At 44.1% G+C, this 14,394-nt stretch carries 14 protein-coding genes; 9 read left to right on the forward strand and 5 right to left on the reverse strand.

Annotated elements, in window-relative coordinates:
- Positions 1 to 145: 145 nt before the first annotated feature.
- Complete coding sequence (locus AAGG74_RS22170; protein WP_429677254.1) at positions 146 to 1,321, reverse strand: MFS transporter; 1,176 nt, start codon at positions 1,319 to 1,321, stop codon at positions 146 to 148.
- 166 nt (positions 1,322 to 1,487) lie between these two features.
- Here AAGG74_RS22170 and cax point away from each other — a divergent pair, with 166 nt between their 5' ends.
- Together cax and AAGG74_RS22180 are read left to right on the forward strand one after the other, a co-directional pair.
- Complete coding sequence (gene cax / locus AAGG74_RS22175) at positions 1,488 to 2,543, forward strand: calcium/proton exchanger (protein WP_162102957.1); 1,056 nt, start codon at positions 1,488 to 1,490, stop codon at positions 2,541 to 2,543.
- Positions 2,544 to 2,613: 70 nt separating this feature from the next.
- Complete coding sequence (locus AAGG74_RS22180) at positions 2,614 to 3,408, forward strand: YfkD famly protein (protein ID WP_162102956.1); 795 nt, start codon at positions 2,614 to 2,616, stop codon at positions 3,406 to 3,408.
- A 34-nt stretch (positions 3,409 to 3,442) separates the two neighbouring features.
- Here AAGG74_RS22180 and mscC read toward each other — a convergent pair whose 3' ends face one another.
- The gene (mscC, locus tag AAGG74_RS22185) at positions 3,443 to 4,285 is read right to left on the reverse strand and encodes a mechanosensitive ion channel protein MscC (protein ID WP_429677255.1); all 843 of its coding nucleotides are present in this window, start codon (positions 4,283 to 4,285) and stop codon (positions 3,443 to 3,445) included.
- The gene (gene yfkAB, locus AAGG74_RS22190; RefSeq protein ID WP_429677256.1) at positions 4,286 to 5,407 is read right to left on the reverse strand and encodes a radical SAM/CxCxxxxC motif protein YfkAB; all 1,122 of its coding nucleotides are present in this window, start codon (positions 5,405 to 5,407) and stop codon (positions 4,286 to 4,288) included.
- Between the two features lie 145 nt (positions 5,408 to 5,552).
- Here yfkAB and AAGG74_RS22195 point away from each other — a divergent pair, with 145 nt between their 5' ends.
- Together AAGG74_RS22195 and pdaA are read left to right on the forward strand one after the other, a co-directional pair.
- Entirely contained in the window at positions 5,553 to 5,738 is a 186-nt protein-coding gene (locus tag AAGG74_RS22195) for an SE1561 family protein (protein WP_162102953.1), read from the forward strand.
- A 100-nt stretch (positions 5,739 to 5,838) separates the two neighbouring features.
- Positions 5,839 to 6,630 (forward strand): delta-lactam-biosynthetic de-N-acetylase, encoded by a 792-nt coding sequence (pdaA, locus tag AAGG74_RS22200; protein WP_429677257.1) that lies wholly within the window; start codon positions 5,839 to 5,841, stop codon positions 6,628 to 6,630.
- A gap of 38 nt (positions 6,631 to 6,668) precedes the next feature.
- Here pdaA and AAGG74_RS22205 read toward each other — a convergent pair whose 3' ends face one another.
- Together AAGG74_RS22205 and corA are read right to left on the reverse strand one after the other, a co-directional pair.
- Positions 6,669 to 7,529: an NAD(P)-dependent oxidoreductase gene (locus AAGG74_RS22205; RefSeq protein WP_429677259.1), complete on the reverse strand. Its 861-nt coding sequence runs from the start codon at positions 7,527 to 7,529 to the stop codon at positions 6,669 to 6,671.
- 99 nt (positions 7,530 to 7,628) lie between these two features.
- Entirely contained in the window at positions 7,629 to 8,588 is a 960-nt protein-coding gene (gene corA, locus AAGG74_RS22210) for a magnesium/cobalt transporter CorA (RefSeq protein ID WP_162102951.1), read from the reverse strand.
- 117 nt (positions 8,589 to 8,705) lie between these two features.
- Here corA and AAGG74_RS22215 point away from each other — a divergent pair, with 117 nt between their 5' ends.
- The 5 genes from AAGG74_RS22215 to AAGG74_RS22235 all read left to right on the forward strand — a co-directional run bounded on the left by AAGG74_RS22215 (position 8,706) and on the right by AAGG74_RS22235 (position 14,357).
- Entirely contained in the window at positions 8,706 to 9,569 is an 864-nt protein-coding gene (locus tag AAGG74_RS22215; RefSeq protein ID WP_225493978.1) for a DNA-3-methyladenine glycosylase family protein, read from the forward strand.
- 112 nt (positions 9,570 to 9,681) lie between these two features.
- Positions 9,682 to 11,082, forward strand: coding sequence for a 23S rRNA (uracil(1939)-C(5))-methyltransferase RlmD (gene rlmD, locus AAGG74_RS22220; protein ID WP_429677260.1), 1,401 nt, complete (start codon positions 9,682 to 9,684; stop codon positions 11,080 to 11,082).
- 535 nt (positions 11,083 to 11,617) lie between these two features.
- Positions 11,618 to 11,917 carry a YfzA family protein gene (locus tag AAGG74_RS22225; protein ID WP_162102948.1) on the forward strand — a complete coding sequence of 100 codons (300 nt, stop codon included), beginning with the start codon at positions 11,618 to 11,620 and terminating at the stop codon, positions 11,915 to 11,917.
- 671 nt (positions 11,918 to 12,588) lie between these two features.
- Positions 12,589 to 13,572, forward strand: coding sequence for a tRNA dihydrouridine synthase (locus AAGG74_RS22230; RefSeq protein WP_429677301.1), 984 nt, complete (start codon positions 12,589 to 12,591; stop codon positions 13,570 to 13,572).
- A gap of 233 nt (positions 13,573 to 13,805) precedes the next feature.
- Positions 13,806 to 14,357 carry a GNAT family N-acetyltransferase gene (locus AAGG74_RS22235; protein WP_162102947.1) on the forward strand — a complete coding sequence of 184 codons (552 nt, stop codon included), beginning with the start codon at positions 13,806 to 13,808 and terminating at the stop codon, positions 14,355 to 14,357.
- Positions 14,358 to 14,394: the final 37 nt, after the last annotated feature.

The raw sequence follows: 14,394 nt of genomic DNA on the forward strand, positions 1-14,394 counted from the left end.
TGACCAAACATACGAAAAAAGGCGGAAGCCATAACAAACAAAATTCGAAAAGCAAATCGAGCCATAAAACAAGCGGAAGCGCCAACGGACAAAACGGCTATCATTAGAACAAAAGCCTCCTGACATTTGTCAGGAGGCTTTTTGATTAAGAAGATGAAGAATAGGTCTCAGCAGATGACCAGATCTTCGGTTTGCCAAACACAAGGGCCAGCCACACAACACTAAGCGTAAGCGTGATGAAATAAAACAAGTTTGCGCTTTCGAATGCTTGCATATACCAGCCGCCGGCGATCGGGCCGAGGATGCTGCCGAGACTGAATGTAACGCCGCAAAGCAGATTCCCCGCGGGAAGCAGGTGAGGCGGAAGAAGATCTGTCATATAGCTGATTCCAAGTGTAAAGGTAGAACCGACAGCCATTCCTGCCACAAAAAAGCTGCAGCCAATCACATAAGGAGAAGGGAACACGCCGGCGATGAAAAAGCAGAGCGCCCCTATCAGCAAAATCACAAGCAGAACCTTCCGCCGCCCGTATTTATCGCTGAGGATGCCAAGCGGAAACTGAAAGATAATGCTTCCAATCGCAAATGCCGGAAGAATCAGTGCCACTGCGTCTACAGAAATCCCCAAACGAAGTGCATACACAGGAAAGCTTCCGTTCAGCGCTGTCTCCAGAAAGCCGTATCCGAATGTAGGCATAAAAGCAATCCATCCAAACAGTATGGCTTGATAAAAACGTCTGAAGCTATTATCTGATTTGGTTTCGTAAGAACTGGTTTCCGGGTATGCATTTTGTAATAAGAAAACAAAAAGCCACGCAAACAGGCTGAAGCAGCCGGACACGATAAAAGGCAGCGCCGGATTCAGTTTGACAAGCGGAACCATAAACGGGCCCGCGGCAAAGCCAAGGCCGAAGGAAAGTCCGTAAATTGACAAGTTTCTTCCGCGATTTTGTTTGGCTGACATGGAGGTTACCCATGTTTGTGTAGAAAAATGAAGCATGTGGTCGCCGATTCCGATCAATAGGCGAAGCAGGAACCAGGTCCAAACAGACTGGAGCCAAATAAATCCGAACAGGCTTACAATCACGAGGCTTCCGCCAATGACAATCAGCGGCTTGAATCCGAGCTTTCTGAGCGGTGTTTCCATAAACGGTGAAGCCAAAAGCACGCCGATATACAGTCCTGTGGCGTGCAGGCCATTGATAGTGGCTGATTCCCCATTCGTTTCAAAAATAATCGAAATGACAGGAAGCAGCATGCCTTGTGAAAAACCGGAAATGGAAACGAGCAACACAAGGATAAAGAAATGACATCGTGACATCGTGTTTGTTCTCCTTCTGTGGAATCTATGTAGATCGTACAACGATTTCCAAAAGCCGGCAACCTGAAAAAAGCCTATATCCCTGTGGGCATTTGCCCTCGTGTAATCATGAAGGTTTTTGTAAAGAATAAAATAAAACAAGTCATAAAAAAGGAGCCATTTCACCATGAATCGTATCTTTTTTATTTTAGTAGCAGCTGGTGTTCCGCTTTCTGTCATCGGCAGTTTCATGCATTGGCCTTCTGCCATACTTTTTGCAGTGTATTGCGTCACCATTATCGCACTTGCGAGTTATATGGGAAGGGCGACTGAATCACTGTCCATTATTGCAGGACCTCGGATCGGTGGTTTGTTGAACGCCACCTTCGGGAATGCGGTTGAGCTGATCATCTCCATATTTGCATTAAAGGAAGGCCTGACAGGAATCGTGCTTGCCTCTTTAACCGGTTCAGTGCTGGGAAACCTCTTGCTGGTAGCGGGCCTCTCATTTTTTATCGGCGGTTTAAAATATAAGCGGCAGGAGTTTAATGTCCATGACGCGCGCCATAATTCAGGGCTGCTAATTTTCGCCATCATTGTCGCCTTCGTGATTCCAGAAGTATTTTCTATTGGAATGGGAGATACGAGCAAGCTCAATTTAAGCATCGGAATCAGCATCATCATGATTCTGTTATATGTCGCCGCGCTGTATTTTAAACTGGTCACGCACCGCGGAGTTTATCAGCCGAACAATGCCGTCCAGCACGAAGAAAAGGAGCAGCCGGAATGGTCTGGCAAGGTGGCGACGATTGTCTTGTTTGCGGCAACGATTGTCGTGGCGTACATATCCGAAAACCTTGTGCATACCTTTCACTCTGTGGCTGAACAGTTCGGCTGGAGCGAGCTGTTTATCGGGGTCATCATCGTGGCGATTGTCGGTAATGCCGCGGAGCACGCATCAGCCATTATTATGGCCTACAAAAATAAAATGGATATTGCTGTTGAAATCGCAGTCGGCTCAACACTGCAGATTGCTATGTTTGTCGCACCGGTTCTTGTGATTTGTTCCATCTTTTTCCCGGTCAGCATGCCGCTTGTGTTTACACTCCCAGAGCTCGTGGCGATGGTATCGTCTGTTCTCTTGATGATCGTCATCTCGAATGACGGCGATTCTAACTGGTTTGAAGGAGCGACACTGCTTGCCGCCTATATCATTATGGCGATCGGCTTTTTCCTTCTATAACTTAAAAAAATGTTGGATAACAACAACGCGTGATGAAAAGACTAAGGGAAAATGCCATAGAAAGAGTGATATGATGAAAAAGCTATTTCATTCCACACTTATTGTGCTGTTATTCTTTAGTTTTTTCGGCGTTCAGCCTATCCACGCGAAAAAGCAGTTTAAGGTTCCTAATTCTGTCGCAAGCATTTCCAAGGAAAACACGTATCCAAATGCTTCACAGGATCAGCCGATGCTTCAGCCAAGCAAGCTGGCAAAGGAATTGCTCGATCAGTCCGAGGTGAAGGTGGAAAACCCTCATCTCATCAAAATGCTGAATGAATCCAACATATCCGGTACACCGCTTGCGGTTGGCTACCGGGCGACAATATTTCTTGGGAAATGGGCGCTCGGCTATGAATCAAATGAAACTGTCGCGAACTGGGAATATAAAAAAATCAACACAAATCGTGCAGATAACCGTGGCGGAAAAGAAACAGCTGAAATGCATTATGCCCAAGAACAGCAATACAAGGTAAAGGGCGGCCTGACAGCTAAAGTTCCCAATGCGGAAGACGTTAAAAGCATGATGATGCTGAAAGCGATGAAGAAAACGAATCTTCCGCTTGCTTTTGATACCGTAGTCGGAGCGGGTACAAAGCGGGATCAAATTTATAAAGTGGCTCCCAAAAAACTCGGTTATCTGAACGCATATGCACCGGCAGTAAATGAAAAAGGAAAAGTGACTTACGGAGAAGTATACTTAGTGCTGAAAGGGAATAAACGAAAACTTGTCGTGAAAAATGTCACCTCACAGGGAATCGGAGCATGGATTCCGGTTCAAGACCACGTCACATTCAGCTTTCAAATTTCCTCACAGCCAAGATAAATAAAAAAACTGATTCCATTTTGGAATCAGTTTTTTATTGCGTTCGCTCGATTTTGACCGCTTCCTCAAGCATTTGCACATTGTTTTGGTACAGCTGGCGGACGAGAACCCGTCTTGCTGCAAGGCTGGCGCTAAAGTAATCGGCATCTTTCACCATGCCTTTTACTGTAAATTCGACGCCGCGATTGATTTTATTCAATGCGGTGATCCCGTGTATTTGAAAGGGCTCTGTCGGATTGCCGAATTCATCCCGTTTCAATGAATCACGAAGCTCTTCATTCAGCATGTCACAAGCCCCTTCCAAAACACTGTACACGCGGTCCGGATCTTCCTTAAAGCTGATGAGAATAGATTCTGTTATTCGCATAAAATCGATATTGTAGTTCTCTATCTGTCTGACCTCACCGTTGCTGATGGTAAGCAGTTTACCGCTCCATTCCCGGATTTGCAGTGAGCGAAGGCCGATTTCCTCCACTGTCCCCTTAAACAAATTGTTGACGGTGACATAATCGCCTTTATGCAGCTGGCGCTCGTAAATGAAAAACACACCCGCCAGCACATCCTTAATCAGCGATTGGGCGCCAAAACCGATCACAATACCTGCTACGCCCGCCCCGGCTAATATCTTGCCGAAATCATGCACAAACAAAGAAATAACGTAAAAGATAAAACCGATCGTCGCCGTATACTGGGTGACAGAACGGACAAGGCTTTCAATGGTTTTTTCCTTTTTTTCTTCAATAAAGTCCGTCCGTTTAAAAAACAGCTGCACCAGCCGGTTGATGATAAAGACACCGATCCAAAGGATAACAGCAACGAGGAGAATATCGACGATTTTGTTCTGGAAAATCTCCGTGAATGTTTCTTCCATCCGCATCTAACTCCTGGCTTGACGTTTTGAGAAATCTGTATCTTGATAATAACTGTTTTTGACGAGAACATTCGGGCCGAGGCACCGGACATTCGAGCAGTGGCAATTCAGCTCTTTTGCAAGCTTCGTCTCTCTCCATTTTTCATAGGCGGAAGGGAGGCTGTCTGTCTGAATATTGCCTAGCGGCGGCGTATCGCCGAAATCAGTCACGATGATGTTTCCGTCAAAAATGTTCACATTCAAGCGCGAACGGCCGTCAGGGTCATTTCTCACTGTGACGTTTTTCGCCGCGCGCAGCCGGCGAAGCAGCTGTTGATCGTCTTCGTCCGAACTGCAGGCATAAAACGGCAGTGTCCCGAACAGCATCCACGTCTTTTCATCACGAATATCCAGCAAGCGGTGAATGGCCTGTCTCATCTCTTTCAGGCTAAGAGATTCAAGAGCGCTCGCGAAATCGCTTGGATACATAGGATGAATTTCGTGACGCTGACATTTCATATCTTCTGTGATTTGACGATGAATATGCTCAATATGCGGAAGTGTTCGTTTGTTCAGCATCGTTTCCGCAGATACCATTACCCCTGCATCCACAAGTGTGCGGCTGTTTTCAATCATTTTTTCAAAATAGCGCGCGCGCTGTTCGAAGGTCGGTTTTCGGTCCATCATGGCAAAGCCGATCTCTGCAAAGTCCTCAACCGTACCCCAGTTATGAGAAATATGCAGGACATCAAGATACGGAATAATCCATTCATACCGTTCGATGTCGAGGGTCAGGTTAGAATTAATCTGCGTCCGCACACCCCGTTCACGGGCGTATTTTAATAACGGAACGACATATTCTTTTACGGATTTTAATGAAAGCATCGGCTCTCCGCCTGTAATACTAATGGATCTCAGGCGCGGGATTTCCTCCAGCCGTTTTAACAGAAGATCTATTGGCAGAGCATTCGGGTCTTTAGGCTGCAATGTATAGCCTACAGCGCAATGCTCGCATCTCATATTGCACAGTGTTGTTGTTGTGAATTCAACATTTGTCAGTTGCATGTCTCCATACTGGTCCACATCCATATAGGCTTCCCACGGATCAAACTCTGGTGTAATCGGACGCAGCTTTGTGTTTTGTGTCATGACTATCTAACTCCTTTATAAATAGGGCATACTAACGCTGCCAACTGTTCATTTTAGACCTGATTTGCCAAGTTCGCAAGTAGCGCATCAATTGAAAAACGGCAAAAATTGAGCTACCATAATAAAAAATGAATGGAGGAACAGAATGGGGAACGCTATAAACAATAAAGATCAGCAGATTGATTATTTAAAGAATAGACTTGACATGTTTATGAATGTCATCGATTCATTAGACCCTGAAGCAACCGATGTTGAAGATATAGACAGACTCATCAGCATGCTTGATGATCTGGAAGCTAAATACGAACGCTTTAAAAAAGACTGGGAATAAAACCGCGCGCCCGCCGCGGTTTTTTGTTTGCCATAAAGCGTCAGTATAAAATGGGGCCCCTTTCTGTAAAATAAGGAAAAATGCAGAAGGAGCGCTGGCCATGAAATGGATGTGTTCAATATGCTGTCTCGTCGTCTTGCTTGTCGGAGGCGCGGCGCAAGCTGAAGCGGTGCCGAATGAGCCGATCAATTGGGGCTTTAAACGAAGTGTCAATCATCAGCCGCCAGATGCCGGAAAGCAGCTGAACAGTTTAATTGAAAAATACGACGCGTTTTATTTAGGGAATACAAAGGAAAAAACGATTTACTTAACGTTTGATAACGGCTATGAAAATGGCTATACGCCAAAAGTGCTTGATGTCCTAAAAAAACATCGCGTAACAGGAACTTTTTTTGTCACAGGGCATTTCGTAAAGGATCAGCCTGAGCTGATTAAACGGATGTCAGACGAAGGCCATATTATCGGCAACCATTCCTTTCATCATCCGGATCTGACCAAAAAAACTGCTGACCAAATTCAGGACGAACTTGATTCCGTCAATGAAGAGGTCTATAAAATAACGGGAAAGCGGGACAACCTGTATCTGCGCCCGCCGCGCGGCGTATTCAGTGAGTATGTGCTGAAAGAAACGAAACGCCTTGGCTATCAAACCGTTTTCTGGTCGGTTGCTTTTGTTGATTGGAAGATCAACAACCAAAAGGGGAAGAAATACGCTTACGATCATATGATCAAGCAGGCGCACCCAGGAGCCATTTATCTGCTTCACACCGTATCTAAGGACAATGCTGAAGCATTGGATGATACGATCACAAACCTGAAAAAACAAGGCTATACATTTAAAAGCCTTGATGATTTGATGTTTGAGAAAGAAATGAAGCTGCCGTCTTTGTAATAGAAAGAGCCTCTCCAAAAAAAGGAGAGGCCTTCTTGTTATTTTATACATTTAATCAGTGCGGCCCAATCCAGGTCTTCTAAGCCTTGTTCGATCCCGCTTTCAAAATGGCTCTTGGCCAGCTCGGCAAGAGGGAGGTGTGCAGAAACCTGACTAGCTGCGGCGAGTGCCAAATTGGTATCCTTCAGCCCTAAGGACATTTTGAAACCGGCAGGCTCGAATCTCTGCTCAGCCATGATGGTTCCGTAATTTTGGTAGACAGGAGAGCCAAAGAGCGAGCTGGCGATTTCTAAAAATTGTTTTTGCTCTAAGCCGTACTTCTCCATCATTAAGAATGATTCAGATAACGCCTCCAGCATGGAGACGAGCAAGAAATTGACACTGATTTTAGCCGCATTTGCCGTTTTGCTTTCTTCACCGACATCAAATACTTGCTGGCTTAGACTCTCAAGCAGAGGCTTGGCGGCTTGCTTCGCTTTCGCCGGTCCGGCTGTTATAATCCGGAGTGCTGCTTTGGCGGCGGCATCGGGCCTGCCAAGCACAGGAGCGGCAAGGAAAGATTGTCCTTTCTCCGCATGGGCCGCAGCAAGCTTTTCTGAGAACTCAACACTGATCGTGCTCATCGAGATGTGAATGCCGTTCTTTGCTAATCCTTCCATCAGTCCGTCTTCTCCGAATGTCACGGCGCTGACAGTATCGTCATCTGAAAGCATCGTGATAACGATATCAGCTGACTCTGCCGCTTGCCGCGGCGTGTCGACTGCCTGTGCGCCTGCTGATGCAAGTTCTTCTGTTTTTTGTTTTGTTCGATTATATACAGCCAATTCATAGCCTGCCTGAAGCACGTTTCGAGCAATGGGCTGTCCCATGTTGCCGAGTCCGATCACAGCAATTTTCAATCCGATCACTCCCTGAATGTTTTTCTCATTATAAACAATCTGAACAGGAGGTGCATGGAAATTGCTTGCCAACATAAAAAGAACAGCTTTCTGCTGTCCTCATTTAAATATATTGAACCATCCCTTATGTACAAACCACATCAGCATCCCGATGACAAGCGCTGCCATCAGGCCGAGCACGGCAAAATATCCGTATCTCCAGTGAAGCTCCGGCATGTTGTCGAAGTTCATTCCATAGACACCGGCAATAAAGGTGAGCGGGATGAAAATGGTCGACACAATCGTTAATGTCATCATAATCGCGTTCATCCGATTTGAGTTCAGGGTCACGTAGCTGTCGCGCAAGTCGGATGTCATGTCCCGGTTGGATTCCACAATCTCAGATAATTTTAGTAAATGATCATATATGTCGCTGAAGTAGGCTTTTGTTTCCGGCTGTTCTTTCACTTGCTCAAGGCTTAAAACCCGATATAGCAAATCACGCATCGGAATAATCGTCCGCCTCAGATGCAACAAATCTGTCCTAAGTTCAAACACCTCGTTCATTAGCGTTCCATACGTTTTGTGAGAGCGGCTTTCTTCAATTTCGTTCAGCCGGTCTTCAATTTTGTAAACAAGGGGAAAATACTCATCGACAAGCTGATCCATGATCATATAAGAAATATGTCCAGGCCCTTTTTTCAATATATCCGGTGATGCATGCAAACGCTCTCGAACTTTGGCAATACCAGGCGTTTCATGTAAATGAAAGGTGACGACAAATTTTTCGCCTTGAAAAATATCGACTTCCTCCGTCTCAAGCGTTTCCTTGTTCAGCGCATGAATCACGTAAAAGCGATAGCCGTCATAATGGTCAAGCTTGGGGCGCTGCATATGCTGGAAGCAATCCTCAATGGCAAGCGGATGAAAATGAAAAAAGTCTTTCAATAACGCCGTTTCCGTATCCTCCGGGCCGTATAAGTCAACCCAGTACCACACGATATCAGGCTGTTCCACTCGTTCGATTGATATATTTTTCAGCAGCTGATGCTCTGTTGTCATTGCGGTAATGTTGATCATAAACAACCCTCCACCTGCCATTATATCATGCGGCCTTTATGAGAAAAGTATACGGTGTTCTCTGCCTATTACCGGCGGCGTGTTATACTGAACAAAAACGGAAAAAGGGTGGATTTCATGTGGAAGGAAAACGTATTTGTCACGCCTCCATACCATTTTGACCGCGTGCTGGACAGACTGTCTTTAGATCCTCTCAATGCGGTAAATAGAGAAGCGAGGAATATTCGCGTGCCGATCAGAAGCCAAGCGGGAGACGTATGTATTGTAAAGGTACAGGCGTTAGGAAACGCGGATGCGCCTGAGTTTCTTGTCAGCGGGGAAATGGATCAGGAAGAGATGATGATGGAAATCAAACGGATTTTTCAATGGGAACATGATTTACAGCACGTGCTCGATCATTTCTCGAAAACGAGTCTGTCCGCCATTTTTGAAGAGCATGCCGGCACGCCTATTGTATTGGACTACAATGTGTACAACTGCATCATGAAATGCATCATCCACCAGCAGCTCAATCTTTCCTTCGCTTATACGTTAACAGAACGGTTTGTCCATGCGTTTGGCGAGCAGAAGGACGGCGTATGGTGCTATCCAAAGCCTGAAACCATTGCGGAACTCGATTATCAAGATCTGCGCGATCTGCAATTCAGCATGAAAAAAGCAGAATATGCGATTGATACATCAAGGCTGATCACAGAGGGCGAACTCGACTTATCAGAACTGCCGCATATGACGGATGAAGATATCATGAAGAAACTGGTCAAAATCAGGGGGATCGGCCCGTGGACTGTGCAAAACGTTCTCATGTTCGGCCTTGGGCGCCCTAATTTATTCCCGCTTGCCGATATAGGCCTCCAGAATGCGATCAAACGCCATTTTCAGCTGGACGATAAACCGGCAAAGGATGTCATGCTGGCGATGAGCAAGGAATGGGAGCCTTATTTAAGCTATGCGTCTTTGTATTTATGGAGGAGTATCGAATAATTCGTCTGACAATGAAGGAAATCCTGCAAACGTGTTATACTAGAAAGATGTGAAAAAACATTTCACTTTCTGCCATCTGCAGAAAGCTTCATATAGAAACGGAGAGAACAATGTGAATCAACAAAAGAAACAGGCGCCCGTCGAACTGAAGGTCGGACAAACCTTTCCGCTGACAATTAAGCGTCTCGGCATTAACGGCGAAGGTGTCGGCTACTTTAAGAAAAAAGTCGTCTTTGTACCCGGCGCGCTTCCTGGCGAAGAGGTTGTCGTCCAAGCCACAAAGGTTCAGCCGAAGTTTTCGGAGGGCCGCATAAAGAAGATCCGCAAATCGTCGGAGCATCGCGTGGCACCGCCTTGTCCTGTCTATGAACAATGCGGCGGCTGTCAGCTTCAGCATCTTGCATACAGCCAGCAGCTTCGGGAAAAACGCGACATCGTTATTCAGTCACTTGAACGCCATACGAAGTTTAATGTAGAAAACATGGACATCAAAGAAACGATCGGCATGGACAACCCATGGAATTACCGCAACAAAAGCCAATTCCAAATCGGGCGCTCGCAAAGCGGCAGCATCATCGCCGGTTTATATGGCCTTGAATCTCATGACATTGTGCCGATTAAAGACTGTGTCGTTCAGCATCCGGCAACCAATAAAACAACAGGCATCGTCCGCCGCATTTTAGAGGATTTTAATGTGTCTGTTTATAATGAACGGAAACGAAAAGGCGATGTTCGCACCATCGTGACAAGAGTCGGCTTTGAAACAGGCGAAGTGCAGGTCGTGCTTGTAACGGCAAAAGAAACGCTCCCGCACAAGGAAGAAATCGTCAAAGCGATCCAAAAGCGCCTGCCAGAGGTCAAATCGATTATTCAAAACGTAAACGGAGCGAAAACCTCAGTTATTTTCGGTGAGAAATCAAAACCGCTCGCCGGAAAAACAGTGATCCAAGAGGTGCTCGGTGACGTATCCTTTGAACTGAGCGCCCGCGCCTTCTTCCAGCTCAACCCGGAGCAAACCGTCAAGCTGTATGACGAAGTGAAAAAAGCGACACAGCTGACTGGGAAAGAAAAAGTTGTTGACGCATACTGCGGCGTCGGCACCATCGGTATGTGGGTAGCGGACGGAGCGAAGGAAGTCCGCGGCATGGACGTCATTAAGGATTCAATTGATGATGCCAAGAAAAACGCCAAAAAACATGGCATGACAAATGCCACATATGTAACAGGAACAGCCGAACACTGGCTCCCGAAATGGACGAAAGAAGGCTTCCGCCCGGACGTCGTCATCGTTGACCCGCCGAGAACCGGCTGTGACAGCACATTCTTGGAGACGATCAAAAAAGTTAAACCGAAACGCTTTGTCTACGTTTCCTGCAACCCATCCACACTTGCGAAGGATTTGCAGGCGCTGTCGAAGGACTACCGCGTCGAATATATTCAGCCTGTTGATATGTTTCCGCAGACGGCTCATGTGGAAGCTGTGGCGAAGCTTGTTTTGAAATCGTCTCACTAAAAATAAACAATTTCTCATCAGATCTGGATTTTGGCAGAAAGAACATTGCCGATTTCCGGATCTTTTTCATGTGCAGATTATTATTTTAACTGACGAAAAGAGTTGAAAAAACGTGAGATAAGCGAATGAAAACAGCTAATTTCGAGCAGAAAAATGCAGAAAAAGTCTATTCTAACTCGAACGGTGGAATGCGGATTGTTGGAAGGGTCTGATTTAGGAAAAGTACATAGTAAGAGGGAAGAGATTTTACTACTCCGAAAGTGCCGGCATAACTCTATCCAGTTCTCAAATCCGTTATAGCGGCAGCCAATAATAAAAATTGGTCGTTTCTTAAAAAAGACCTAAAAAAGGTTATTAAACAGTTAAAACTCTAACACTTATCGTTCGATGATAATCATTGAAGGTTGGAATTAAAACAGTCCACATACAGACTTATGAAGGTGGTGAGAAAAGAAGTTGGCACATCTGCTGCTTCATAATATAATGATTTTAGATGGACACTTAGTAAAAAAATGCAGAAAAGGAAACTGATTAAATGGGTAAAGTAAACAAAAAACGACCGTTATATAAAAGAAGTTGGTTTCTCACGGTTTTGGCATTTTTAGTTTCACAGCTTTATTTTAATTTTGTAGAATTAACGGGATGGGGTCCTAAGTATAGAGAAATGAATGGATTCCCGGCAAACATAGTTGAACTGGATTTCTTTCAAAAATGTCTTTCATTCTATGATAATCCATGGTTTAATATTGTCACTGTTTTCTTGGGGATTTTCACTATTATACAAATCATCACAGGTATAACAAAGGATATTCGAAATGAAAGCAATAACTTCTGATGCATTATTTAATTATGAAAGAAACTTTCTTATTAATCTTATGAATGAAGACTGCGGCACTTAGTCAGCAGTCTATTTTATTGGTTTTGGACCAGAGTTACCGAATCGTAACCTTATCCAAACATATATATAGGTGATTTCTGGCGGCGCCTTATAAAAGTAATTATTTATATTTTTTATGCGATATTTTGTTTATAAGTATAACTTTAAAACTAAAACGTTATAAAGATATTGACATATGGCCAATTATTTTGCATTGGTAATAGAGAGAAATCATATGATATTCTATTTAGGTCGGAATCCTTTTTATCCAAAAAGTTCATAAGTAAGGCCGCTACGAAAGATGAAGGTCAGCGCTAATATTAATAAACCACAATATAAATAAGGTGCAGATAATCATCACACTATTTCTCTTAGAACCTATTAAAGGTTAAGGAGTTTGACTGTGTTGATCAGAAATGAATGGTATGAGGATAACTATAGCGACAGTGTCTATTACGTTAACTCAATTAATGTGTTCACTTTTTCAGTGTAAAAAGTGAAATGTTCAAAATTTACTATCGTTTGATAAGAAATGCTTTCGCGTGCTATAAGTGTAAAAAGGAAAGCATGGTCAGTTTTTTTAATAAATGATGCAGCCGTATTTCCTAATGAAAGGATTTGAATTTGTTATGATAGATAATTTCTGGCGTGAATTGCCACGGCCATTTTTTGTATTGGCACCAATGGAAGATGTAACAGATGTCGTGTTCCGCCATGTTGTGAGTGAAGCTGGCAGACCCGATGTGTTCTTTACAGAGTTTACAAACTCGGAGAGCTATTGTCATCCAGATGGGAAGGATAGCGTACGCGGACGTTTGACTTTCACTGAAGATGAACAGCCAATGGTAGCTCATATATGGGGAGATAAGCCTGAAAACTTTCGGCAAATGAGTATTGGCATGGCTGAATTAGGATTTAAGGGACTGGATATCAATATGGGATGTCCTGTACCTAATGTGGCGGGGAATGGTAAGGGAAGCGGCCTGATTTGCCGTCCTGAAATTGCAGCCGAATTAATACAAGCAGCGAAGGCAGGAGGACTGCCTGTAAGTGTGAAGACAAGGCTAGGCTACACAGATGTGGACGAATGGCGCGGCTGGCTGACACACATCTTGAAGCAAGACATTGCGAATCTTTCCATCCATCTTCGTACAAGGTCGGAAATGAGTAAAGTAGATGCGCATTGGGAACTGATCCCGGAAATTAAGAAACTTCGCGATGAGGTGGCACCAGATACACTTCTGACGATCAATGGTGACATACCTGACCGCGAAACTGGCTTGAAATTGGCTGAACAATACGGCGTTGACGGGATTATGATCGGGCGCGGTATTTTTACAAATCCTTTCGCCTTTGAAAAAGAGCCGAAAGAGCATAGCAGTAAGGAATTGCTTGATCTTTTGAGGCTGCATCTGGATCTTCATGATGAATATTCAAAAGCAGAAGCTCGAGCATACAAACCGCTCCCTCGCTTTTTCAAAATCTACCTCCGAGGGTTCCGCGGAGCAAGTGAATTAAGAAACCAATGCATGAACACAAAATCAACGGATGAAGTGCGTGCATTGCTCGATGAATTTGAGGAAAAGTATCTTGACGGGGCGGAGCTAAAGTGAAAAATTATTCCAATTCAAGGTGAGCGGGGCAGGGATATTAAACGGGTATAAATGCGGTATTTCGCCGGATTATTCCTGCCGGTTGTCATCATTTGAAAAACTGCCGAGAAATTGTTGAAATCTTATAAGAATCAAGATAGCAGGGATCATTGTCTTTGCTATCTTTTTTTATATAAAAGGATAAGATAAAATACATGGTAATAATAGGGGCTGCAATGAAGGGGGTTAATTAGATGAAAGAATTTCCTATAATTGAAACAAAAAGATTGATTTTAAGAGAAGTAAACGTTGAAGATGCCAAGGATATGCTACCGTATCTTTCAGATCAAGATGTTGTAAAGCCGATGGGATTAGCCCCCTTTGAAACAACTAGTGATGTTTGTACAGAGATTAAGTGGTATCAATCCATATTTGAAAAAGGTACAGGAATCAGATGGGGCATTACACTTAAAGATTCTGGCATCGTCATAGGAAGTTGTGGATTTCTGAATAGAATCGCAAAACATTATCGAGCTGAGGTTGGGTATGAATTACGCAAAGATTACTGGAGAAAAGGCATCGTCAGTGAAGCGTTAGAAGCTGTCGTCAAATATGGATATAACCACTTGCAGCTGGAAAGGATTGAAGCTCTTATTGAACCTTCTAATATCCCTTCGATAAAACTCATAGAAAAACAAGGTTTTAGCAGAGAGGGTTTGCTGAGACATTATGAATTTGCTTGTGGTAGATTCGAAGATTTATATATGTATTCAATGATCAAAGGAGAATTTACATCTGGAAGGTAAAATGATTTTTACCTAATGCCTTTTTTATATGAAACAG

Origin of the sequence: Bacillus mexicanus, assembly GCF_050445615.1 — a bacterium.
Lineage (GTDB): Bacteria > Bacillota > Bacilli > Bacillales > Bacillaceae > Bacillus > Bacillus mexicanus.

What these genes read in the sequence shown, in the direction of transcription:
- AAGG74_RS22170 (WP_429677254.1), bottom strand. Translation starts at nt 1,321, where the DNA reads ATGTCACGATGTCATTTCTTTATCCTTGTGTTGCTCGTTTCCATTTCC.
- cax (WP_162102957.1), top strand. Translation starts at nt 1,488, where the DNA reads ATGAATCGTATCTTTTTTATTTTAGTAGCAGCTGGTGTTCCGCTTTCT.
- AAGG74_RS22180 (WP_162102956.1), top strand. Translation starts at nt 2,614, where the DNA reads ATGATGAAAAAGCTATTTCATTCCACACTTATTGTGCTGTTATTCTTT.
- mscC (WP_429677255.1), bottom strand. Translation starts at nt 4,285, where the DNA reads ATGCGGATGGAAGAAACATTCACGGAGATTTTCCAGAACAAAATCGTC.
- yfkAB (WP_429677256.1), bottom strand. Translation starts at nt 5,407, where the DNA reads ATGACACAAAACACAAAGCTGCGTCCGATTACACCAGAGTTTGATCCG.
- AAGG74_RS22195 (WP_162102953.1), top strand. Translation starts at nt 5,553, where the DNA reads ATGGGGAACGCTATAAACAATAAAGATCAGCAGATTGATTATTTAAAG.
- pdaA (WP_429677257.1), top strand. Translation starts at nt 5,839, where the DNA reads ATGAAATGGATGTGTTCAATATGCTGTCTCGTCGTCTTGCTTGTCGGA.
- corA (WP_162102951.1), bottom strand. Translation starts at nt 8,588, where the DNA reads ATGATCAACATTACCGCAATGACAACAGAGCATCAGCTGCTGAAAAAT.
- AAGG74_RS22215 (WP_225493978.1), top strand. Translation starts at nt 8,706, where the DNA reads ATGTGGAAGGAAAACGTATTTGTCACGCCTCCATACCATTTTGACCGC.
- AAGG74_RS22225 (WP_162102948.1), top strand. Translation starts at nt 11,618, where the DNA reads ATGGGTAAAGTAAACAAAAAACGACCGTTATATAAAAGAAGTTGGTTT.
- AAGG74_RS22230 (WP_429677301.1), top strand. Translation starts at nt 12,589, where the DNA reads ATGATAGATAATTTCTGGCGTGAATTGCCACGGCCATTTTTTGTATTG.
- AAGG74_RS22235 (WP_162102947.1), top strand. Translation starts at nt 13,806, where the DNA reads ATGAAAGAATTTCCTATAATTGAAACAAAAAGATTGATTTTAAGAGAA.